We start from the raw sequence: 22,460 nt of genomic DNA, 5'->3' as shown, positions 1-22,460 counted from the left end.
TTTCCGGGGCCTTCTTCCTTTCCGCGTACCCGTCAGGCGTTGCCGCTGACCGGGATGCCCTCCATCGGCGTGAGCACGCCGCAGACCAGCAGCAGCGCCACGATGATGGCCAGCGCGATGCGGTAGATCGCGAAGGCCTTGTAGGAGAACGTGGACACGAACTTCAGGAAGCCGATGATGACGATGTAGCCTACAAGGAACGCGACGATGGTAGCGGCGATCGTTGCGCCCCATCCCGGGAACAGCGCCTCGGTCTGCGCGTTCTTGATGGCCTTGACGGCTTCGAGCAGCCCGGAGCCCAGCACGGCGGGGATGGCCATCAGGAAGCTGACGCGCACGGCGGCCTCACGGGTATACCCCATCGCGCGGCCGAAGGTGATCGTGCCGCCCGAACGCGAGACGCCGGGGATCAGCGCGAGCATCTGGCCGATGCCGAACCACACCGAGTCCTTGACGGTAAGGTCGTCGATGGTCTTGATCTGGCGCGATCGGGCGTCGACGATCCACAGGATGATGCCGAATACCAGCAGCACCGTCACGGTGATCCACAGATTGCGCAGCGTCGTTTCGATCGCATCCTGGAACAGCACGCCGGCGATGAGGATCGGGATCGTGCCGATGATGATGTACCAGCCGAGCCGCGCATCCTTGTTGGAGGAGCCGAGGCGGTGCTTCCAGTCCTTGCCTTCATGTCCGAAGAGGCAGCCGAACCATCCGCACAGGATGTTCCAGATGTCATGGCGGAAATACAGGATGACGGCCAGCTCGGTGCCCAGCTGGATGATGGCAGTGAACGCGGCGCCGGGGTCGCTGCCGAGCATGAGATCGCCGACGAGGCGGATATGGGCGCTGGAGGAGACGGGCAGGTATTCGGTCAACGCCTGCACGAATCCGAGGAAAATAGCCTGGAAAAAGTTCATGGTTCCCCGATTGGTCTTTTACATATGGTTGGTCGTTGTCAACTGCTTCGGCCACAACCCTAGCCCCGAGGGCGTATCTTTGGATAATGGACGGCCGAAAAACGGCCGGTGAAGCATGGAGGATTCATATGGCGGAATACCGCAAGAGCAGGGCGCATGCGCCGGAAGGGTTCTTTGCCTGCGAGGCGATGGGGCTGCAGTGGCTGGCAGCCGCCCGCAAGCAGGGAGGGCCCCGCGTCGTCAGGGTCGATGGATGGGGGCCGTCCTATCTCGACATCGAGCGCGTGACGCCATGCTCCCCCACCCCGCAGGCAGCCAGGGATTTCGGTGCGCAGCTGGCCCGCATGCACGACGCTGGCGCCGACTATTTCGGAGCGCCTCCCGCAGGCTATGACGGCCCGTGCTATTTCGGGCCGCTGCAGGATCCGGTACCGATGGATACGGGGTCGTGGACGGACGTGCAGTCCTATTACGCCGATGGGCGCCTGCGGCCAATGGTCCAGATGGGCATAGCCCGCGGGACGCTGCGCGACGAGGACATGGAGTTGACGGAAGAGGTGATCGCGGCGCTGCCCGCGATTCTCGGGAAGGCGGCCGACGACGTGCCGGCACGCGTGCATGGCGACCTGTGGAGCGGCAACGTGATGTGGACGGCCGATACCGGCGAAGTGCAGGCCGTCCTCATCGACCCGGCGGCCCACGGCGGCCACCGGGAAGAGGACCTTGCGATGCTGAACCTGTTCGGCATGTCCTATCTCGAGGACATCGTGACGGGATACCTGTCGGTCCATCCGCTCAAGTCCGGATGGCGCGACCGCCAGACGCTGTGGCAGCTCTACCCCATTGCGGGCCATTGCGTGTTCTTCGGGGGCGGCTACGTCAGCCAGTACCGGCGCATGTGCCGTTCCCTGCTGGCATAGCCGCCGTGGCGCCTGCGCGGGAACCTAGTTGAAGGCGTCCTTGAGCTTGCTGAAGAACCCCTTCTTCTGCGCGGGCGCCGGACGCGACGTCTGGGCCATCGCCCCGGCGTCCGCGTCGTGCAGCTCGCCGTACTGCTCGATCAGGCTGCGTTCCTCGTCGCTGAGCCTGGTCGGGATCTCTACGTTGATGTGGGCGATCAGGTCGCCGCGTTCCTCGGGGTTGCGCAGCCTGGTGACGCCCAGCCCCTTGATGGCGACCGTCTGCTCCGGCTGGCAGCCGGCGGGGATGTCCAGCGGTTCCGGGCCGTCGAACGTCTCGATGTCCATTTGATGGCCGAGCACCGCCCAGCTCATCGGCACGCGGATCCAGCAATGCAGGTCGTCGCCCTCGCGCGAGAACTGCTCGTCGCGGCGGATATGCACGTCGACATAGAGGTCGCCGGCCGGCCCGCCGCACTCCCCCACGTCGCCTTGGTGCGCCAGGCGCAGGCGCGTGTTGTCCTCGATGCCGGCGGGAATGTTGACGCCAAGGTCGCGGGTGGTGCGGACGCGGCCATGGCCGTGGCACGAGGGGCACGGATGCTCGATGATCGTGCCGTGGCCCTCGCAGCGTTCGCAGGGCGCGGAAGTCATCATCTGGCCAAGCATCGTGCGCACGACCTTCTGCACGTATCCCTGTCCATGGCAGTCCGGGCACTGCGAAGGCTGCTCGCCGTTCGCCGAGCCTGAGCCCGTGCACGCCTGGCATACGCCGAACGTGTCGATGCGGACGTTCTCGGTGCCGCCGAATACGGCGGTGCGCAGGTCGATCGTGGCCGAGGCCAGCGAATCGCGGCCCGGCTGCATGCGCGGCACCGGACCCTGGGAGGAGCCCGCGCCGAAGGCGCTGCCGAAGAACTGGCTGAAGATGTCGCCCATGTCGCCGAATCCGCCGGCATAGGAACCGCCGCGAGGGTCGTTGGGGTCCACGCCGCGGTCGTACATCGAGCGCTTTTCGGGGTCGGAAAGCACCTCGTAGGCGGTGTTGACCTCCTTGAACTTCTCTTCGAATTCCGGTCCGGCGATGTCGGGGTGGTATTTGCGGCTCATCTTGCGATAGGCCTTCTTGATATCCTCTTCGCTGGCGGAGCGCTCGACTCCCAGGACTTCGTAATAATCGGTCACTTGCCGTTCTTTCTCTTGTTGGTGGGCGTCTCGTCCCGTTCTCCGGCATATGCCGGATCAAGGTATTCGGTTAGATAGGTCGCCACGGCGCCGACGGCTGCCATCGTCGCGGCATAGTCCATATGGGTAGGGCCGATCGACCCCACGAAGGCTACAGGAGCCTGGTCCTTGCGCGGTTCGTCCGCGCCGGCCTGCCCGTAGCCGGTGGAAATGACGGATGCATGCATCAGCCCGGGCGTATGCGTTTCCGAACCGATGGCCACGCCGACGCCGCAAGGGCCTTCGGCCTCGCTCAGCGTCGTCATCAGCCGCATCAGCACCACCTGCTCCTCGAGGGCGTCAAACAGCGGCGCCAGGTCATCGGAGGCGTTCTGCTGGGCGAGGCGCGATACGCCGGACATATAGAGGTCGCTGGCGTGTTCCTCGTCGGCCATCGTCTCCAGCGCCGGAGACAGCGAGGCGAAGGCCTCGTCGACGCCCTCCTCTCCGCTGGACGGCAGCGCGGACAGCGTCGACGCGGCATGGCGCAGGGCCTGCCCGCGGCACGCCTGCGTGGCGATGCGCGCGGCGCGCGAGAGCGCCGCGTCGTCGCATGGGTGCTGCAGCACGAGCAGGTGCTGGGCCACGCGGCCGGTATCGGTGATGACGATCGCCATGGCCGTATAGGAGCCGACGGCGAGCAGCTCGATATGCCGTATGCGCGAGCGGGTCAGCGACGGCGAGGCCACGACGGCGACCTGGCCGGTAATGGAGGAGAGCAGCCGCGCGGCGCGCTGCAGCGTGTCCTGCATGTTGACGGAGCCGGCGAGGAAGGCGCGGATGCCCCTGCGCTGCGCATCCGACAGCGGCACGATGGTGGCGAGACGGTCGACGAAGAAGCGGTACCCCTTTTCGGTGGGGATGCGGCCGGCTGACGTATGGGGCTGGATCAGGTATCCCTCGTCCTCCAGCACCGCCATGTCGTTGCGGATCGTGGCGGAAGACACACCGATGTCGTGGCTGCGGGCCACGGCGGTGGAACCGATGGGTTCGCGCGTCCGGATGTAATCCTCAACCACCGCCCGCAAGACCAGCATGCGCCGTGATTGCTTCATCGGGCCTCCTGAATGATTCCTGTCCGCCGGAAAAGGCGGCTTATACAGTTTTAGCACTCGAACGTCGAGAGTGCTAATTGCGGTGCGCCGTACGGGACGCCCGCGCGCCACGGCGTGGCCGTTTTGGCGCGGCTTCGTCGTTTACCGACGATACTATGTGGAATTGCAATGTGAGGGCATCCGTTGACTGCGGCATAAAGCCGCAGACGCCGCTGCCCGAAGTATTGGAAGGAAAGTAAACACATATGACCGATAACACCTGGTCTGAATTGGACGAGCGCGCCATCAAGATGGCCAAGGCGCTGTCCGCCGATGCCGTGCAGAACGCCGGCCACGGCCATCCGGGCTCCCCGATTTCGCTGGCCCCGATCGCCTACACGCTCTACCAGCGCTTCATCAAGCACGATCCGGCTGATCCGAACTGGGCCGGCCGCGACCGCTTCATCCTTTCCGGCGGCCATGCGTCGCTCACGCAGTACGTGCAGCTTTACTTCTCCGGCTATGGCCTGACGCTGGACGACCTCAAGTACTTCCGCGGCGGCAAGGACACCCGTACCCCGGGCCATCCGGAAGTCGGCCTGACTCCGGGAATCGAAATGACGACCGGCCCGCTGGGCCAGGGCGTCGCCTCGGCCGTCGGCTTCGCCTACGGCCAGCGCTTCGAGCGTGGCCTGCTTGATCCGGATGCGCCTGCCGGCACCTCCCCGTTCGACCACAAGGTGTGGGTCATCTGCGGCGAAGGCGACGTGGAAGAGGGCGTTTCCGGCGAAGCCTCTTCGCTCGCCGGCAACCAGGAGCTCGGCAACCTGTTCGTCATCTTCGACGCCAACCACATCCAGATCGAAGGCGACACGAAGATCGCGTTCGCCGAGGATGTCCTCGAGCGCTACCAGGCCTACGGCTGGTACACCGACGAAGTCTCCTTCATCCAGCCCGACGGCTCCTACAAGGAGGACGTCGAGGCGCTGTCCGCGGCCATCGAGAAGGCCGAGAAGGTCACTGACAAGCCGCACTTCATCAAGGTCGACACGCTGATCGCATGGCCGACCCCGGGCAAGACCAACGACCCGTCCTCCCACGGCTCCGCCCTGGGTGACGAGGCCGTCGCCGGCCTGAAGAAGGAACTGGGCCTCGACCCGGAAGCCACCTTCCAGCTCGACGAAGAGGCACTGGCCCATGCCCGCAAGGTTGCCGACCGTGGCCTGAAGGCCCATGCCGAATGGGACGAGGCCTTCGCCAAGTGGGCTGCCGCCAACCCGGACAAGGCCGCCCTGTACGAGCGCATCAAGGCCGGCAAGCTGCCTGAGGACTTCGACAAGGCCATCGACGAGCTCGAAGGCTCCTTCGAAGTCGGCGCCAAGGTCGCCACCCGCAAGGCTTCGGGCGCCGCGATCAACGCCATCGCCGCCGTCATGCCGGAACTGTGGGGCGGCTCGGCCGACCTCGGCGGTTCCAACAACACCAACATCAAGGGCGCCAAGTCCTTCGCTCCGGCGAAGTACGCCACCACCCAGTGGCCGGAAGTCTCCCCGTATGGCCGCCAGCTGCACTTCGGCGTGCGCGAGTTCGCCGCCGGCTGCATCACCAACGGCATCCTGCTGGGCTCCGACACCCGCCCGTTCTCCGGCACCTTCTTCCAGTTCGCCGACTACATGCGCGCCGCCGTGCGCCTGTCGGCCCTGATGGAGATCCCGAACCTCTACATCTGGACGCACGACTCCGTGGCCCTGGGCGAAGACGGCCCGACCCACCAGCCGATCGAGCACCTCGCTTCGTTCCGCGGCATCCCGCAGCTCGAAGTCGTCCGCCCGGCCGACCAGTGGGAGACCGCCGAAGCCTACCGCTACTTCTTCGAGAAGGACAACACGCTGCCGACGGCCATGATCCTCACCCGCCAGGGCGTGCCGACCCTCGCCGAAACCGCCGAGAAGGCCAAGGACGGCGTGAAGAAGGGCGCCTACGTGCTCGTCGACACCGAGGGCGATCCGGATGTCATCATCATGGCTTCCGGCTCCGAAGTGCAGTGGGCGATCGCCGCCGCCAAGCAGCTCGCCGAGGAAGGCGTCAAGGCCCGCGTCATCTCCATGGTCTCCATGGAATGGTTCGAGGAGCAGGACGAGGACTACAAGGAAGCCATCCTGCCGGCCCACATCAAGGCCCGCGTCTCCGTCGAGGCCGGCCTGGCGATGCCGTGGTACAAGTACCTGGGCACCTATGGCAAGGCCGTGTCGATCGAGCAGTTCGGCCTGCAGGGCGACGGTGGCGACAACATGGTCGACCTCGGCATCACCGCCGAGCACGTTGTCGAAGCCGCCAAGGCCTCGATTGAAGCGACCCGCTGAACAAACCTGCCGGCATGATGCCCGCCGGCCGCGGTCAGCCCGACCAGGGACGCGGCCGGCGGACGTCTACCGCATTCGATAAACCCGATTTTTGATATCCCCATCGGATACAAGGAGAACAAACACATGACTGAAGCAACCCAGCGCATTTCCGACAATGGCGTGTCCATCTGGCTGGACGACCTGTCCCGCACCCGCATCGAGTCGGGCAACCTCCAGGAGCTCATCGCCAACGATAACGTCGTCGGCGTGACCACCAACCCGTCCATCTTCCAGAAGGCCCTGAGCCAGGTCGGCCCGTACGACGCGCAGCTCAAGGAACTCGGCAAGGTCGACGTCGAGACCGCCATCCGCGAGCTCACCACCACCGACGTGCGCAACGCCACCGACATCTTCGCCAAGGTTGCGGAAGAGTCCGACTACGTCAACGGCCGCGTGTCCATCGAAGTGGATCCGCGCCTGGCCCACGAAACCGAGGCCACCGAGAAGCAGGCCGTCGAACTGTGGGAGAAGGTCAACCGCCCGAACGCGATGATCAAGATCCCGGCGACCCTCGAAGGCCTGCCGGCCATCACCGCCACCCTGGCCAAGGGCATCTCCGTCAACGTCACGCTGATTTTCTCGCTCGAGCGCTACGAGCAGGTCATCGACGCCTTCATCGAGGGCATGGTCCAGGCTGACGCCAACGGCCACGACCTGTCCAAGATGGCTTCGGTCGCCTCCTTCTTCGTTTCCCGCGTGGACACCGCCGTCGACAAGCTCCTCGAAGCCATCGGCACCCCGGAAGCCAAGGAAATGGAAGGCAAGGCCGCCGTCGCCAATGCCCGCCTCGCCTACGAGCTCTTCCTCAACAAGTTCGCCAACGACGAGCGCTGGCAGAAGCTGGCCGCCAAGGGCGCCAAGGTCCAGCGTCCGCTGTGGGCCTCCACCGGCACGAAGAACCCGAACTACTCCGACACCAAGTACGTCGACGAACTCGTCGCCGAGAACGTCGTCAACACCATGCCGGAGAAGACGCTGATGGCCCTCGCCGATCACGGCAACGGCGAAACCACGATCACCGAAGGCTCCTTCGCCGAAGCCCACGACGTGATGGACGTGCTCGCCAACATGGGCATCAACTTCAAGGAAGTCACCGACACGCTCGAAGCCGACGGCGTCGCCGCCTTCATCAAGTCCTGGGACACCGTCATCGCCGATGTCCAGGCTGCGATTGACCGCGTGAACGCCTGAGCACAGCGCCGATACGCTACGAATCTCCGCGCTGCTCCCCTATCGGTGAGCGGCACGGCCCGTAGCCTGTGACGATTCGCATGAGGCCCCGCCGGATATTCCGGCGGGGCCTCATCGTATTGCCTATGATGCCCGGAGAACAGGGGATGCCGCGTAGCGGCATCGGCTCTCCGGGCAGCAACCGCTACTGGCGGTAGTAGCTGAAGAAGTTCTCGAGCTTGCCGACGGCGTCCTTGAGCACCTCGACGCGCGGCAGGTAGACGACGCGGAAGTGGTCGGGCTCGTGCCAGTTGAAGCCGCTGCCCTGCACGATCAGCAGCTTCTCGTTATTGAGCAGGTCAAGGGCGAACTGCTCATCGTTCTTGATGTGGAACCGCTTGACGTCGATCTTCGGGAAAATGTAGAAGGCGGCCTTCGGCTTGACGGCGGTAATGCCGGGGATGGCATTGAGCGCTTCATAGATGTATTCGCGCTGTTCGTAGATGCGGCCGCCGGGAACCAGGTAGTCGTTGACGCTCTGATGGCCGCCCAGCGCCGTCTGCACGATCGACTGGGCCGGCACGTTCGAGCAGATGCGCATGTTGGTCAGCATGTTCAGCCCCTCGATGTAGTCGGCGGCGATGCGCTTGTTGCCCGACAGGATCATCCAGCCGATGCGGTAGCCGGCGATCATATGCGACTTGGACAGGCCAGAGAACGTCACGCAGAACAGGTCGGGTGCCATCGAGGCGATCGACGTATGCTCCAGTCCGTCCATGACGAGCCGGTCGTAGATTTCGTCGGAGAAGATCATCAGCTGGTGCTCGCGGGCAAGGTCGACGATCTGCTGGAGCACTTCCTTCGGGTACAGCGCGCCGGTGGGGTTGTTCGGGTTGATGATGACGATGGCCTTCGTCCGGTCGGTGATCTTCGAACGCATGTCGTCAATATCCGGATACCAGTCGCTTTGCTCATCGCAGACGTAGTGCACCGGCGTGCCGCCGGCCAGCGTCACGCATGCGGTCCACAGCGGGTAGTCCGGGCTCGGCAGCAGCACTTCGTCGCCGTTGTCCAGCAGCGCCGACATCGACAGGTTGATCAGTTCCGACACGCCGTTGCCGGTATAGATGTCGTCGATCGTGACGTTGGGCAGATGCTTAAGCTGCGCATACTGCATGATGGCCTTGCGCGCCGAGAACAATCCCTTCGATTCCGAATAGCCCTCGGTATGGGGCAGCGCGGCGGCCATGTCGTAGACGACTTCGTCGGGGGTCCTGAACCCGAACGGCGCCGGATTGCCGATGTTCAGTTTGAGGATATGCGTGCCCTCACGCTCCATGCGGGCCGCTTCCTGAACCACCGGGCCACGCACATCGTACAGGACGTTGTCAAGCTTGTGGGATTTGGTGAATTGGCGCATGGCGTTTCCTTTCGACGCAGTGCTGTCCGCATTCGGTTCAGGGTTCAGATTATCAGTGAGTTCAGATTGTTCAATGGGTTCAGATTCAGTAGTCCTCCCCTGAACTTCCAGGAACTCAGCATTCAGTTCAACGGACGGTTCTTCTGTGTGCTGGAAGTTCAGATTCGAGTTTGCAGGGAGCTCTTGCATCGACGCGGATACGGGGGATGCTGCATCCTCGCTCCCCCACAGCCACAGTTCCTCGACGTCCAGCAGCGAAGCCAGCTGGCGGACCATGGAACGGCGTGGCGCGAATTTGCCGCTGAGATATTGCGAGAGCTGGCTTTTGCCGAGCTTGATGCCCCGTTGCGCGGCCAGCTGCAATACGTCTACCTGCTTGAACCCGCGTTGCTGCATCGCTTCGTTGAGCCGTTGCGCGAATGTCGCCATCGCTGAACCTCCGTTCATTGAATGTTGAACTTCGGTTCAGTCTACCACGGCTTCTGAACTTCAGAATACTGAACTCTATGAATTAAGCGATTCAGCAATCTAATTTATAGTCTAAAACAAAACTGAACCGCAGTCGCGATGCTGCAGTTCAGTTCTCAACGAAAACGGTGCGGTTCAGAAACTAGTTCAGTCGCTGAGTTCGAAATTGCGCTCCAGCCAGCGGGCGACGCCGTCCTCGTCATTGGAGGGGCAGACCTCGTCCGCGATCTTCAGCACTTCAGGGTTGGCGTTCGCTACCGCCACTCCGGTACCCGTCAGCTTGAGCATGTTGATGTCGATGAGGTCATCGCCGAAGGAAACGGCATTCGCCACATCCATCCCCCACCGCTCGCACAGCAGCTGCGTGGCGTGCTCCTTGTTGGCCAGGGGATTCATCACCATCCACATCCAGCCTTCCGATATGTGTACGTCGAGATCAGGCGGAATCAGCGCGCCCAGCTGCGCCGCCTGTTCCGGCGTCGGGAAAATCGTCACTTTGTCGGCGATGCCGTCGGGCACGTCATGGAAGTTCGATGGCCGCCACGTCTGCGTCGCCCAGATCGTGCTGATATCGAAGTTGGCATACCGCACGTCGTCCATGACGATTGCCAGATGGATGTCGGGAATGGCGGCAAGGATGTCCAGGCACAGCTCGCAGGCGCGCTTCGACGAGAACCCGATCGTCGTCGTCGCTAGCTCGCCGACATCGTTGCCCCGCTTCTTCGTTGTCAGCGATGCGAACGTCGAATGCTTCGGATCCCAGTCGATCAGCGCGCCATTGAGATAGATGACGGCGTCGGCACGCAGCTTGCGGGCGAGCTGAAGCCCGGTGCTCACCGGCCGTGCCGTTGCGATGGCGAACGGAATCCGGCGCTTATGCAGGCGGTTCACCGCCTGCAACGAACGGTCGGAAAGGAACCGGTCCTCGAACACTTCAGCCCCATGCAGGAGCGTTCCATCGAGATCGGCAAGCACGAGCGGCGAGCCAGCGGCAAGAGTCATGATGGCATCCTTAGGCAAGAATCGGCGATGTAGAGAGACATGGCCGGCGGCAACCAGTCACGTCTCTCATCGTAGAGAAGACCTTTGATCTTCTCTGTTGGTGCTATGGGACTGTCGACTGTTGTTCAGCGGGAGTATCTAGGCATAATCCAGCGGTGAATTGTAGTAGCGGCTCATGCCGTTTTCAGCCAGACGATAGCGAAGGGGCTTTCTGGCTGAGACCGGCTCAATCAGTCCCTTCCGTCTCCCTCCGCGTCATAGGCGCAGTCGACGACCATTTCCGGTTCTGACACCATGGATTCGCGGCGCATGTTCGGGGAATACTGGTCGAGCAGCCTCTGCCGTGCCCCAACCGCACCCATCAGCTGCCCCATTGCGCGTCGGATTGCCGTAGTCTGCCGGACGGTAAACTCGGTGCCGGCGATGACGACGCCGGTATGATAGACGGTTGCTCTGCTCTTGTCGTTTGCCATGATGTTCTCTTTCCGATACCGCAACGCTGCCGGGCGTACCAGACCTATCATAATAGATGGTTCTTCCTCCCGGCACGGGACTCGAATTGAAAGTTACCGGTGAATATACATGCGTGTCATTTCGGGTTCGTCGTCTTCCTGAACCATGCAAAGAAACTCCCAGCCGTATCTCTCGTAAAGACCCGTATGATTCGTAATGAGATAAATGGGTGAAATCCCATGATTTCTTAAATCTTCGACGACCATGTTCAAGAGATTTGCGGCAATCCCTCTGTGACGGTACTTTTCCTCTGTATATACTGCGCATACATTAGGGGCTAAATCTTTTCTGTTGTGGAAATCATTTTCGATGACGCCCATTCCCGCTATGATTTTCTCTCCATCAAGGCATAGATACCAGCCATATTCCGTTTCGCGGTTCAAATATGGGTCCATGCACTCGAGATATGTCTCTGCGGGAATGCCCCATTTGCTGTTGAACCACATTGCTGCTCGGTCTTTTAAATCCGGTCGCTCTCTTAATGTTATGTATTCGTAATTATTCATATTGCTTTGTCATCCGTTCAATCTTGATTTATGATTTCGTTCTTGCTGACTCTGGAAGGCATGCTCTCAAGGATTTCGCATTCCTGATTTTAAGCGGCAACGCTACGTTAAATTAATCGCATGAAAGCGCTTCCGTGCAGTATTGCCTCACTCCGTCTTGTTCAGCAGCCAGTCGGTGGCGTGCACAATGCGGATGCCCTCGGGGGTCAGCCGTTCGATGGTGTCGCTCCAGTTCATCGTGATGACGGTGCGGGGGAAGGCGCTGTCGAGCAGTTGCAGTGGAGCGAGCTCGCGTTCCCGGACCCGTTCGGAAGACATTTCCCACGTCACCTGAATGTATTCCGGTCCATGCCCCTTCCGGGCGACGAAATCGATTTCCTTGCCGTTGATCCTTCCTATCTCCACCTGATATCCCCGGCGCAACAGCTCGATGTATACGATGGATTCCAGCTGATGTCCCCGATCGGAGTCCACGTCGCCCAGTACCAGATTGCGGAAGGCATTGTCGACCGGATACCATTTGATCTCCGGCGACAACAGTTGGCGGCCACGCAGATTCTGCGTGCGGACAGGATAGAGGATGAAGGCGGTTTGCAGGGCCTTCAGCCATTCGCTGATGGTGCGCGAGCTGATATCGATGCCTTTTTGCCTGAGTTCTCCGGCAATGGAACTGGCATTCACATAGCTACCGGCAACCGAGAACATGTACTGCGCCAATTCCCTGAGGGTCTCTAAATCTCGGATTTTTCGGCGCGTAGCCACGTCGCCGACGACGACGCTATCGTAGATGCCATTGAGGTCCCCTCTCCACTCGTCGCTGCTTGGCAGCCCATGCCGATAGAGACCAGGCATGCCGCCATTGTGCATATAGTCGAGGAAGAGTTCGTCGTTGTTCGGAATCGGTTCATTGTCCGCGGCTGCCAGCTGATGACGGAACTCGCAGTATTCGGCGTACGCCAGTGGGTAGACTTCGATTTCGATATAGCGGCCGGCAAGATAGGTGGCCAATTCGCCGGACAGCAGGCCGGCATTTGATCCGGTGATGTACACGTCCGTTTCAGGGCGCGTGTGAAGGCGACGAACGACGAGTTCCCAGTCCGGCACATCCTGAATCTCGTCGAGGAAGACGTAGACCGTACCGGGCTGCGCCTGATCAAAGGCGGTTGCCAGATCCTGACGCAACTGTTCGCCGGTATACCCTAGCGGCATGGAGAATCCATCAAATCGACGGCGAACGATGTTGGTCTCGGGCACGCCTTTGGCACGCAGCCTGTCGGCAAACATGTCCAGCACGGTGCTCTTGCCGCAGCGCCGCACGCCGGTCAGCACCTTGACCTGTTCGTTCACCAGCAGCGCTTCAAGGCGGTCAAGATAATCGGGCCTGTCAATCAGCATCAGTAATCACCTCCAGAGCTGTTGTGATTTGAAGTATATTTCAAATCACGCGTCTCAAACCACTCTGGTTTGAAGTATACTTCAAACCAGACGCTCTTCACCTACCTGGTTTGAAGTATACTTCAAGCGGCTTCGTTGGCAATGTTCTGGCTGTTATCCAATCGATGACTCCTACCGGGAATCATGACGGGGGCTTTCTATTCGGCGTAGGCCGTGCTGAGCCATTCGCCGGTGGCGCAGAGTTTGCGGCGCAGCGATGGCGGGGACAGCACTTCGATCATGTCCTGTTCGTCGGCGTATTGCAGCGCCCACCAGAGGAACGACGTTTCCGATGCCCGCAGATGGATGTCATAGGCGCCATCCGGCAGCCGCTCGACGCTTGGACTGTCGAACCAGCTGTAGAGCGGTTCGAGCGTGCGCCGCATGATCAGGTGGATGTCGGCAGCCGGTCCGGATTTCGGATAGGGACGCTCGTCAAGATAGGCGAGCAGATTGAAGGGCTGTCCCGGCTGCTCGCTGAAGCTGTCGACGTCGCGTTCAAGCGTACCGGGTTCTGAGACTGCCTGAAGATTGCGGATGTGATCGACATGGAAGAATTCGAGGCGGTCCTCGCCGATGACATGGGCGAGCAGATAGTAGATGTCCTTCTTGTACGCCAGCGCATACGGATCGGCAGTGAACGCCAGCGGCTGGCCGTCTGCATCTGTTCGCGGCACGAGATTGCCGTCCAAGTCGTATGTGCAGTACTGGAAGGCAATCTGGCGCCGATCATGGATGGCGTCATTGAGCGTTTCCACGGTGACCATGAATTCCGTGTTGTAGTGGCGCGGCGAGTGGATTTCCGGCATATCGGCCGACGGCCGGGCACGTCCGGCGCATCGGTAGATGATGTCCTGAAGCTCCGCGCGGGTCTGCGCATCGGCGTGGGCCATGACGGCCGCATCGGCGAGCAGGCGCATCTGGGCGACGTCCAGAATGGGCTCGAGGTACCAGCCGGGACGTCCATCCATCACGCCGTCATCCTGAAGACCGCTGCGCGTGAGCTTGCCGACAGTGCGGCAGAAGGCGCCGGTCTGGCGCAATGTGTTGAGATGGGCGCGCACCGTTTTGGCGGTCACGCCGATCGCATCGGCGATTTCAGAGGCGCTCGCGCCGTGTTCGGTATCCGTGTGGGCGCTCAGGTATTCGAGGATGGCCACGACGATTTCGCATGTAGTCGGTGCTCCCGACGCGATGTTCTGAACGACGTTCTCCGTCATCTCCCGCTCCCCACTGAACCCGTAGTTGCCGTTCCTATCGTATTGGAAAAGGGAGATATGGTTTGCAGCGGCGAAGCGCGTAGCCGAATTCTGCTGATTCTTCACCAGACGATCTTTGGCAAGAGTTCCACACCTGGGGCAGCCAAGCAGCCAGTTGAGGATATTGCTCTCTTGGACAAAAGCGTCTCTTCCGGGAACGGGGCTGCTTGGCAGAATGCTGCCGGATATGGAAAAACCCTGGAATCCGTCGTTGGTTCCAGGGTTTGCAAGCTGTTTTCTTGGCTTCGGTCAGGCGAGATTGTACTTCGTGAACAGGCCCAGGGCGATGACGATTGCGACCCAGAGGAGCGCGATGATCACCGTCCAGCGGTTCAGGTTCTTCTCTGCCACGCCCGAAGATCCCGCATTCTGCGTCAAGCCGCCGCCGAACATGTCGGACAGGCCGCCGCCCTTGCCCTTGTGCATCAGGATGAGCAGCGTGAGCAAGAGGCTGAGGATGACGACGAGAATCTGCAGAATCAGCTTTACGACTGCAATAGCGCTCACAGGGTAACCTCCAGTTTTGTTATGCCTGCAACACAATATACCGTAGCCCCATGGAAAAAGGCTACCTTTCTTCCATTTTTCGTTGTGAAGATGTGGTGGCGAGCGTCTCGCGGCAGATCGTCGTCAGCTCGCCGACGTCCAGCGCCGCTCCCCCGATCAGGAAGCCGTCGACGTCGGGCTCCCCGATGAGCTCCACCGCATTCTTCGACGTCACCGAACCGCCGTAGAGGATGCGCACCTGCTGCGCGACGCCGTCGCCGAACGTGGCGGCGAGGTCGGCGCGGATGGCGTGCGCCGCGTCCTGCGCGGATTGCGGGGTGGCCACCATGCCGGTGCCGATGGCCCATACCGGTTCGTACGCCACGATCAGCCGGGACGCCTCTTCGTCGGACAGGTCGCGCGTGACGTCATGCACCTGCCCGACGGCGAAGTCGAGCTCGATGCCCTGGCGGCGCTCCTCGAAGCTTTCCCCGACGCACAGGATCGGCTGCATGCCGTCGGCGAGCACGGCGCGCACCTGGTCGACGATGTTCGCGTCGTCTTCCGGATGGTACTTGCGCCGTTCGGAATGCCCGACGATGACGTAGCTGCAGCCAAGCGCCGCCAGCATGTCGGCGGATACGTCGCCGGTGAACGCCCCCTGGGAGGTGACCGATACGGCCTGCGCGCCGTAGCGGATTTTCAGCCGGTCGGCCTGTACCAGAACCTGCACCGAACGCAGCGACGTGAAGGACGGGAACAGCGCCACTTCGCACCGCTTGAAGTCGAAACGGCAGTCCTTGAGATTCCATGCGAATTTCTGGACGAACGCCGTCGCCTCGATATGGTCGAAGTTCATTTTCCAGTTGCCGGCGACCATCGGGGTGCGCCGCGAGGGATTGGCCATCGTTCACTTCCTTCCATGCTGCGCCCCGGCGCCTTGGCGCCGCAAAAGCGCGCGTCCGGCAAGCGCAGGCAGCGCCGCGCTTGCCGGACGGTGGAGCATTATGCCTTGCAGGCGCCGGACGTCAGTCGAGCACCGTCAGGCCGGGCAGCTGCTTGCCCTCGAGGAATTCGAGGGAGGCGCCGCCGCCGGTGGAGATGTGCGAGAAGCCGTCCTCCGGGAAGCCGAGGTTGCGCACGGCCGAAGCGGAGTCGCCGCCGCCGACGATCGTGAACGCGCCGTTCTTCGTCGCGTCGACGAGCGCCTGCGCCACGGCGCGGGTGCCTTCGGCGAATTCGGGGATTTCGAACACGCCCATCGGGCCGTTCCACACCACCGTCTTCGAGTTGACGATCGCGTCGTGGAACAGGTCGCACGAGCGCGGGCCGATGTCGAGGCCCATCATGTCGGACGGAATCTGGTCGGCCGGCACGACCTGCGGGTCGACCGGGGTATCGCCAGCCGGGAAGCCCTTGTTGACGACGATGTCGACCGGAAGCACCAGTTCGACGCCGTTGTTCTTGGCGGTTTCGATGTAGCCCTTGACCTTGTCGATCTGGTCCTCTTCGAGCAGCGACGTGCCCACCTCGTAGCCTTCGGCCTTGAGGAAGGTGAACACCATGCCGCCGCCGATGACCAGGCGGTCGGCCTTCGTCAGCAGGTTCTCGATGACGCCGAGCTTGTCGGAGACCTTCGAGCCGCCGAGCACGACGGTGAACGGGCGCTCCGGATCCTCGGTGGCCTTCGACAGAGCGGCCACTTCCTTCTCGACGAGCTTGCCGGCGGCGGCGGGCAGGTCCTTGGCCACGTCGTAGTTGGAGCCCTGGGCGCGGTGCACGACGCCGAAGCCGTCGGACACGAACACGTCGCCGAGGGCGGCGATCTTCTGGGCGTAGGCGCTGCGCTCGGCCTCGTCCTTGCTGGTCTCCTCCGGGTTGAAGCGCACGTTCTCGAGCAGCACGACGTCGCCGTCCTTCATGGCGTCGACCTTGGCCTTGGCGTCCTCGCCATAGGTGTCGGCGGCCAGCTCGACCGGAACGCCGAGCAGCTCGCTCAGGCGGGCGGCCACGGGCGCCAGCGACAGCTCGGGAACGACCTTGCCCTTCGGGCGGCCGAGGTGCGCCATCAGGATGACCTTGGCGCCGGCATCGCGCAGCGCCTCGATGGTCGGCAGCGCGGCCTTGATGCGGCCATCGTCGGTGATGACGGTGCCGTCGAGCGGCACGTTGAAATCGGCGCGGACAAGCACGCGCTTGCCCTTGAGGTCCCCGAGGTCCTTCAATGTCTTCATATTGTTCCTTTCCTAGCCCCGCGCGGTGCGCGGGAAAGGCTGGGTTGCCAATTCAGCATCATACAGCCAGAACGCGAAAGACACCGCATTCGCCAGTCGACGAAGCGGTGCCTTGTCCCAACAATCAGCTTTCCGCGCCTTCCTGAGCGGCAGCGCCATTGGCCTTTTCCGTCTTGTCGGCAAGCTGCAGCAGACGGCGGATGCGCCCCGCGACGGCGTCCTTCGTAATCGGAGGGTCGGCGAGCCGGCCAAGCTGCTCGAGGCTCGCGTCCGGATGGTCGAGCCTGAGCTGGCCCGCCGCACGCAGGTTCTCGGGGATTTCGTCGCCGAGAACCTCGAAGGCATGGCGCACCTTCTTGCCGGATTCGGCGGCCGCCTTGGCGGAACGGCGCATGTTCGCGTCGTCGAAGTTGGCGAGGCGGTTCGCCTTGCCGCGCGCCTCCCCGTCGGAACGCTTGCCGGTCCACTCGCGCGCCGACTGCGTGGCGCCCATCAGGATCAGCATGCGCTCGATGGCATCCGGATCCTTGAGGGTGACGCGCTCCGAGCTGCGCAGCTGGCGCGGCTTGACGCTGATGCCGAGGCGGCGCGCCGCCGACGTCAGCGACATGGCTGCTTCCTGCGTCGGGCACACGATTTCGAGGTAGCTGGCCTTGCCAGGGTCGGACAGGCTGCCGTGCGCGAGGAACGCGCCGCGCCACGCGGCCTTCACCTGCGCTATGTTGCCGCCGATGATTTCCATGGGCAGCCCCAGCACCAGATGCTTGCGCCGGTCCAGCAGGCCGGTCTGCAGGGCCAGGGCGCCGCCGCCGCGTTCGACGTGCACGACGTAGCGCCTCAGCGTGCCGTTCGGCGTGGGCCGTTCGACCTGCGTCAGCGCGGCCTCATGGCCATACAGCGTCTTGATGGCGCTTTGCAGCCACAGGGCGGCTTCCTGGGAATCGAATTGGGCCTGCACGACGATCTGGCGGCGCTGGCTAAGGCGCAGGCCGCCGCCGAAGCGGATCATCGCCGTCGCCTGCGCCTGCTTCGCTGCCGGCGGCTCGCCGTCGATGGCCGACAGCTCTTTCTTGACATCGTCCAGAAGTGCCAAAGAACCTCCCGGTGGTCGTAGGTACTCTCTTGTGTAAGTGTATGCTCTTTCACCGCGTGTCGCTAACAACACCGACTTTCCGTGATACCGAAGCCGTTGGACAACCTACGGCGTGTCGTGCGCCTGCGCGGAACGCGGTGAAGCCTGCAACGGACGGGCGCTTTCAGCCGTTGCGCCGGTCCAGTTCGCGGGCCGAAACGGTGACGGTCAGGCCATGGCGGCGCAGGCGGTCAGCCAGCGCTTCGCTCATCGCCACCGAGCGGTGCTGGCCCCCGGTGCATCCGATGGCGATCGTGACGTAGTGCTTGTCCTCCTTCGCGTAGCCTTCGATGGCGAGCTCCAGCGCCTTCTCGTAGGCGTCGAGGAACTCGACGGCGCCGGGGCTCGACAGCACGTAGTCGGCCACCGGCCGGTCCCGGCCCGTCATTTCTCGCAGCTCGGCCACCCAGAACGGGTTGGGCAGGAAGCGCACGTCCGCCACGAAGTCGGCGTCGATCGGGATGCCGTACTTGAAGCCGAAGCTGAAGATGTGCACCGATACCGACGTCGAGCCCTCCCCCACCATCGCCTCGTAGAGCTTGGTGGACAGCTGGTGGATGCTCAGCGACGAGGTATCGATGACGATGTCGGCGCGCTCCTTGAGGTTGTCGAGCAGCTCGCGTTCGGCGGCGATGCCGTCGATGAGCCGGTTGCCGTGCTGCAGCGGATGCGGCCGGCGCACCGATTCGAAGCGCTTGATAAGCACCTCGTCGGAGGCGTCCAGGAAGATGATGCGCGTCTTGACGCCGAGGTCCTCCAGGTGCGTCAGCACCGCCGACAGGTCCGTGAAATACGAGCGCGAACGCACGTCCACGACGGCGGCGAGCTTATGGACCGCCGACTGTGACGCGGTCATCATGTCGACGAGCGGGACGAGCAGCTTGGGAGGCATGTTGTCGACGACGTACCAGCCCATGTCCTCGATGCTATGGGCGGCATGGGAGCGCCCCGCGCCGCTCATGCCGGTGATGAGCAGGACCTCGAAGCCCTCCTTCGGCGCCGGGGACACGGCGAGGCTTTCGGGCGCCGGCTGGCTTTCCACGAGGCGGATCTCCCTCGTTTCGGGGCCGATGTTCTCTTCTGCTTGCCCAGCCTTCCTCACAGCGCCTCCTCCAATGCTTTCCTCATGGCCTGTTCCAGTGTAGCGCCACCTTCGGCATGCGCATCGTCGGGATCGAACGACGGCATCGCGCCGGTCATCAGCAACGCCTGGGCCACGGCCTGGTACAGCAGCATCTCCTGGCCGCCGATGGCATGGCCGCCCAGCCGCGTCCACGCCTTCATCAGCTTCGTGGGGCGCGGATCGTAGACGACGTCGAGCAGGGCGCCGCGCAGCCGTCCGCCGGCGTGCAGCAGCCCCTGGGCCACCGGGTCGGCGCCCAGCCCGGGAATCGTCGAGATGGCGATGTCGGCCCCGGCGAGCAGCACGGGGGCCTGGGCCAGCGGGAAGACGCCGAACGACGCAACGCCAAGGCGCTTCGCCAGGGCGCGCAGCGACGGGTTCTTGTCCGGATGGCGCGCGGCGACGGCCACGTTGGACATCCCCAGCATCGTGCAGGCGGCGATGGCCGACGCGGCCGTGTTGCCGTTGCCCAGCACGATGGCGCACGAGCCTGCCGCACCGGGGGCGGCCCCGGCGTGCGCGAAGGCGCGGGCGATGCCGTAGACGTCGGTATTGTACAGGCGCATGGCAGCCTCGCCCTGCCGCCAGTCGAAGACCGCCGTGTTGGCGACGCCGAGCTCGCGCGCCCAGCGGTTGGCGGCCTCGCCATGGGGCATGATGGCCTTCTTGAGCGGCATCGTCAGGCTCAGACCGGCCCAGCGTTCGTCGAGCCCGGCCAGGAAGCCGTCGAGGTCCTCCTCGCCCACCTCCTGCCTGCCGTACGTCCAGCCCTGCATGCCGAGCGCCCCGTAGGCGGCCTGGTGCAGCACCGGCGACAGCGAATGCGCGATTGGCTTGCCCAGTACGGCGCACTGCCGTTGCGTCATGCTTCCTCCCTCGCTTCGGATTCGTCGTCCAGCGTACCCGGATGCACGGAATGGGCTGCGCTGTCGCGCGCTTCGCCGCCTTCCGGGCCGCCTTGGGCGCCGTCGGGATGCAGCGCCTTCCAGACGGCCTCGGCCTTGGCCTTCCCGAGGCCCTTGACCTCGGCGAGCTGTTCGGGCGTCGCGCCGCGCATGGCCCGTACCGACCCGAAATGGGCGAGCAGCCGCTTCTGCAGCGCCGGGCCGACGCCGGGGATGCCGTCGAGGGCCGAACGCATCGAGCCCTTGCGCCGCCGCGCGCGGTGGTAGTCGATGGCGAAGCGGTGCGATTCGTCGCGCACGCGCTGCAGCAGGTACATGCCTTCCGAGCTGCGCTTGAGAATGACCGGATAGTCGTCGTCCGGCACCCAGACCTCCTCGAGGCGCTTGGCCAGCCCGCACACGGCGACGTCGTCGACGCCGCAGTCCGCCAGCGCCTTGGCCGCGGCCATCACCTGCGGCTTGCCGCCGTCGACGACGACGAGATTGGGCTTGTAGGCGAAATGGCGCCGTTCGGCGTTCTGCTGCACGGCTTCGCCGCCTTCCTGCGCGCCGGCGGCGCGCGCCTTGCGCTCGCTTTCCATCGTCTCGCCGCTTTCGCCGGCGATGTTGCCATGGCGGAAACGGCGCGTCAGCGTTTCGTACAGCGCCGAAAGGTCGTCGACCGCGCCGTTGCCGTCGGCGCCGCGGATGGCGAAGCGCCGGTATTCGCTCTTCTTGGCCACCGCATCCTCGAACACCACCATCGAGGCGACCTGGTAGCCGCCTCCCGACGCGTTCGAGACGTCGTAGCATTCGATGCGCAGCGGCGCCTGCTCGAGGCCGAGCGCGTCGGCCACTTCGTTCATGGCGTCCGTACGGGCGCCGATGTCGGAGATCCTGCTCATCTTGCTGCGCTGCAGCGCCTGCTTCGCGTTCTCCCACGCGCGCTCCTGCAGCTGCTTCTTGGAGCCTCGCTCGGGCACCCGGATGGAGACCTTGCCGCCGCGCAGTCCGCCCAGCCACGCCTCGAGCTCCTCGCGGCGCGCAGGCTCGGCCGGCACGAGCACTTCGCGCGGCACCGGCGAGACGGGGGCCAGCAGGTCGGCGCGGCCGGTCTGCTCGAGCCGTTCGTTGCGCGTGCGCGTCGCCTTCGCGCGTTCGGAGGCGTCCGCCGCCGTCAGCCGCTGCGTGGAGCCGATGGCGTTGCGCTGCTCGCGGATGACGTTGCCCTGCGCGTCGCCATCGGGCGTTCCGGGCTCGGCGGCCAGCTGCGCGACGCGCTCGCCGGCAAGGTCGGAATAGACCTGCACGATGAGGTCGGCGAGCAGCTCGCCGTCGGGGATGTCCTCGACGCGCTCCACCGACCAGTTGCGCTCGCCGCGGATCGAGCCGTCGCGCACGAAGAACGCGTGGACCGAGGCCTCGAGCTCGTCGGATTCCATGCCGAACACGTCCGCGTCGACGTCCTGGTCGAGGACGACGGCGTTCTGCTCGCTGACCTTGCGGAACATCTCGATGTCGTCGCGCAGGCGGGCGGCCTTCTCGAATTCGAGCGCGGCGCTCGCCTCCTTCATCTCCTTGGTGAGCTGCGCGATGTACGCCTTGCCGACGCGTCCGGTCAGCACGCCCACCAGCTGCTCGCACAGCCGCCGGTGGTCCTTCACCGAGATGCGCCCGACGCATGGCGCCGAGCATTTGCCGATGGACGCGAGCAGGCATGGGCGCCCGGTCAGCTGGGCCTTCTTGAACACGGCCGGCGAGCAGGTGCGCACCGGGAAGGTGCGCAGTAGCTTGTCCAGCGACTTCCTCAGGTCCCACACCTTCGCGTAGGGCCCGTAATAGCGGGTATCGCGGCGCTTGCGGTTGCGCGTGATCCACACGCGCGGCACCTCCTCGCCCACCGAGACGGCGAGGTAGGGATACGTCTTGTCATCGCGGAAGACGACGTTGAACCGCGGGTCGAACTCCTTGATCCACGTGTATTCGAGCGTCAGCGCCTCCAGCTCGGTGCCGACGACGGTCCATTCGAGGCTGCGCGCCGTCAGCACCATCGTCTGCGTGCGCGGGTGCAGCTGCGCCAGCGGCTGGAAGTAGTTCGACAGGCGGTTGCGCAGGTTCTTGGCCTTGCCGACGTAGATGACGCGCCCCTCGCCGTCGCGCCACTTGTAGACGCCCGGCTCGGCGGGGATGTCCGAGGCCTTCGGGCGGAACAGGTCGCGCGAATCGCCCAGCAGCGGCGCGCCGTTGGCGTTGACGCCGTCCGTCGGCGCGCCGGCCGTTTCGGCGGCCATCGCGCTTGCCGTGCGGCGCCAGGTCCCCGGCGCGTGGCGTTCGAACATGTCCATCG

Annotated in this window: 19 protein-coding genes; 3 read left to right on the top strand and 16 right to left on the bottom strand. The window is 63.8% G+C overall.

The features are described 5' to 3' along the window. Nucleotides 1-32: 32 nt before the first annotated feature. A complete protein-coding gene (locus tag AC1AXT_RS00675) occupies nt 33-920 on the bottom strand; it encodes an undecaprenyl-diphosphate phosphatase (protein ID WP_476539785.1) in 888 nt (295 codons plus the stop codon). A gap of 128 nt (nt 921-1,048) precedes the next feature. Here AC1AXT_RS00675 and AC1AXT_RS00670 point away from each other — a divergent pair, with 128 nt between their 5' ends. Continuing rightward, the gene (locus tag AC1AXT_RS00670) at nt 1,049-1,840 is read left to right on the top strand and encodes a fructosamine kinase family protein (protein WP_476539783.1); all 792 of its coding nucleotides are present in this window, start codon (nt 1,049-1,051) and stop codon (nt 1,838-1,840) included. A gap of 24 nt (nt 1,841-1,864) precedes the next feature. Here the strand turns inward: AC1AXT_RS00670 and dnaJ are convergent, their stop codons facing one another. Then, nucleotides 1,865-3,004 carry a molecular chaperone DnaJ gene (gene dnaJ / locus AC1AXT_RS00665; RefSeq protein WP_476539781.1) on the bottom strand — a complete coding sequence of 380 codons (1,140 nt, stop codon included), beginning with the start codon at nt 3,002-3,004 and terminating at the stop codon, nt 1,865-1,867. Further along, nucleotides 3,001-4,098 (bottom strand): heat-inducible transcriptional repressor HrcA, encoded by a 1,098-nt coding sequence (gene hrcA / locus AC1AXT_RS00660; RefSeq protein ID WP_476539779.1) that lies wholly within the window; start codon nt 4,096-4,098, stop codon nt 3,001-3,003. The genes dnaJ and hrcA overlap by 4 nt, the downstream gene beginning before the upstream one ends. 245 nt (nt 4,099-4,343) lie before the next feature. On the opposite strand from hrcA, the gene tkt reads away from it, so the two are divergent. Together tkt and tal are read left to right on the top strand one after the other, a co-directional pair. Beyond that, nucleotides 4,344-6,440, top strand: coding sequence for a transketolase (gene tkt, locus AC1AXT_RS00655; RefSeq protein WP_476539777.1), 2,097 nt, complete (start codon nt 4,344-4,346; stop codon nt 6,438-6,440). Between the two features lie 126 nt (nt 6,441-6,566). Further along, complete coding sequence (gene tal / locus AC1AXT_RS00650; protein ID WP_476539775.1) at nt 6,567-7,673, top strand: transaldolase; 1,107 nt, start codon at nt 6,567-6,569, stop codon at nt 7,671-7,673. A gap of 184 nt (nt 7,674-7,857) precedes the next feature. Here the strand turns inward: tal and AC1AXT_RS00645 are convergent, their stop codons facing one another. The 13 genes from AC1AXT_RS00645 to uvrC all read right to left on the bottom strand — a co-directional run bounded on the left by AC1AXT_RS00645 (nt 7,858) and on the right by uvrC (nt 22,458). Continuing rightward, nucleotides 7,858-9,519 (bottom strand): aminotransferase class I/II-fold pyridoxal phosphate-dependent enzyme, encoded by a 1,662-nt coding sequence (locus tag AC1AXT_RS00645; protein ID WP_476539773.1) that lies wholly within the window; start codon nt 9,517-9,519, stop codon nt 7,858-7,860. A gap of 168 nt (nt 9,520-9,687) precedes the next feature. Continuing rightward, a complete protein-coding gene (locus AC1AXT_RS00640) occupies nt 9,688-10,542 on the bottom strand; it encodes an HAD family hydrolase (protein ID WP_476539770.1) in 855 nt (284 codons plus the stop codon). Between the two features lie 230 nt (nt 10,543-10,772). Further along, a complete protein-coding gene (locus tag AC1AXT_RS00635; RefSeq protein WP_476539768.1) occupies nt 10,773-11,015 on the bottom strand; it encodes a hypothetical protein in 243 nt (80 codons plus the stop codon). 93 nt (nt 11,016-11,108) lie between these two features. Continuing rightward, entirely contained in the window at nt 11,109-11,561 is a 453-nt protein-coding gene (locus AC1AXT_RS00630; protein ID WP_476539766.1) for a GNAT family N-acetyltransferase, read from the bottom strand. A 147-nt stretch (nt 11,562-11,708) separates the two neighbouring features. Then, the gene (locus AC1AXT_RS00625) at nt 11,709-12,956 is read right to left on the bottom strand and encodes an ATP-binding protein (RefSeq protein WP_476539764.1); all 1,248 of its coding nucleotides are present in this window, start codon (nt 12,954-12,956) and stop codon (nt 11,709-11,711) included. Nucleotides 12,957-13,153: 197 nt separating this feature from the next. Next, a complete protein-coding gene (locus AC1AXT_RS00620) occupies nt 13,154-14,215 on the bottom strand; it encodes a helix-turn-helix transcriptional regulator (protein ID WP_476539762.1) in 1,062 nt (353 codons plus the stop codon). Nucleotides 14,216-14,503: 288 nt separating this feature from the next. Further along, complete coding sequence (gene secG, locus AC1AXT_RS00615; RefSeq protein WP_476540494.1) at nt 14,504-14,752, bottom strand: preprotein translocase subunit SecG; 249 nt, start codon at nt 14,750-14,752, stop codon at nt 14,504-14,506. Nucleotides 14,753-14,822: 70 nt separating this feature from the next. Further along, nucleotides 14,823-15,647, bottom strand: a complete 825-nt coding sequence (gene tpiA, locus AC1AXT_RS00610; RefSeq protein WP_476539760.1) for a triose-phosphate isomerase — start codon at nt 15,645-15,647, stop codon at nt 14,823-14,825. 121 nt (nt 15,648-15,768) lie between these two features. Next, nucleotides 15,769-16,974: a phosphoglycerate kinase gene (locus AC1AXT_RS00605; RefSeq protein ID WP_476539758.1), complete on the bottom strand. Its 1,206-nt coding sequence runs from the start codon at nt 16,972-16,974 to the stop codon at nt 15,769-15,771. Between the two features lie 124 nt (nt 16,975-17,098). Next, nucleotides 17,099-18,067, bottom strand: coding sequence for a DNA-binding protein WhiA (gene whiA / locus AC1AXT_RS00600; protein ID WP_476539756.1), 969 nt, complete (start codon nt 18,065-18,067; stop codon nt 17,099-17,101). A 163-nt stretch (nt 18,068-18,230) separates the two neighbouring features. Continuing rightward, nucleotides 18,231-19,157 carry an RNase adapter RapZ gene (gene rapZ / locus AC1AXT_RS00595; RefSeq protein WP_476540492.1) on the bottom strand — a complete coding sequence of 309 codons (927 nt, stop codon included), beginning with the start codon at nt 19,155-19,157 and terminating at the stop codon, nt 18,231-18,233. A 47-nt stretch (nt 19,158-19,204) separates the two neighbouring features. Beyond that, nucleotides 19,205-20,095, bottom strand: a complete 891-nt coding sequence (locus AC1AXT_RS00590) for a shikimate dehydrogenase family protein (protein WP_476539754.1) — start codon at nt 20,093-20,095, stop codon at nt 19,205-19,207. Further along, complete coding sequence (uvrC, locus tag AC1AXT_RS00585) at nt 20,092-22,458, bottom strand: excinuclease ABC subunit UvrC (RefSeq protein ID WP_476539752.1); 2,367 nt, start codon at nt 22,456-22,458, stop codon at nt 20,092-20,094. Before uvrC ends, AC1AXT_RS00590 begins: the two co-directional genes overlap by 4 nt. Nucleotides 22,459-22,460 lie beyond the last annotated feature (2 nt).

This window comes from Bifidobacterium sp. LH_450 (genome assembly GCF_056356715.1).
This window is presented reverse-complemented; position numbering and strand designations above follow the sequence as displayed.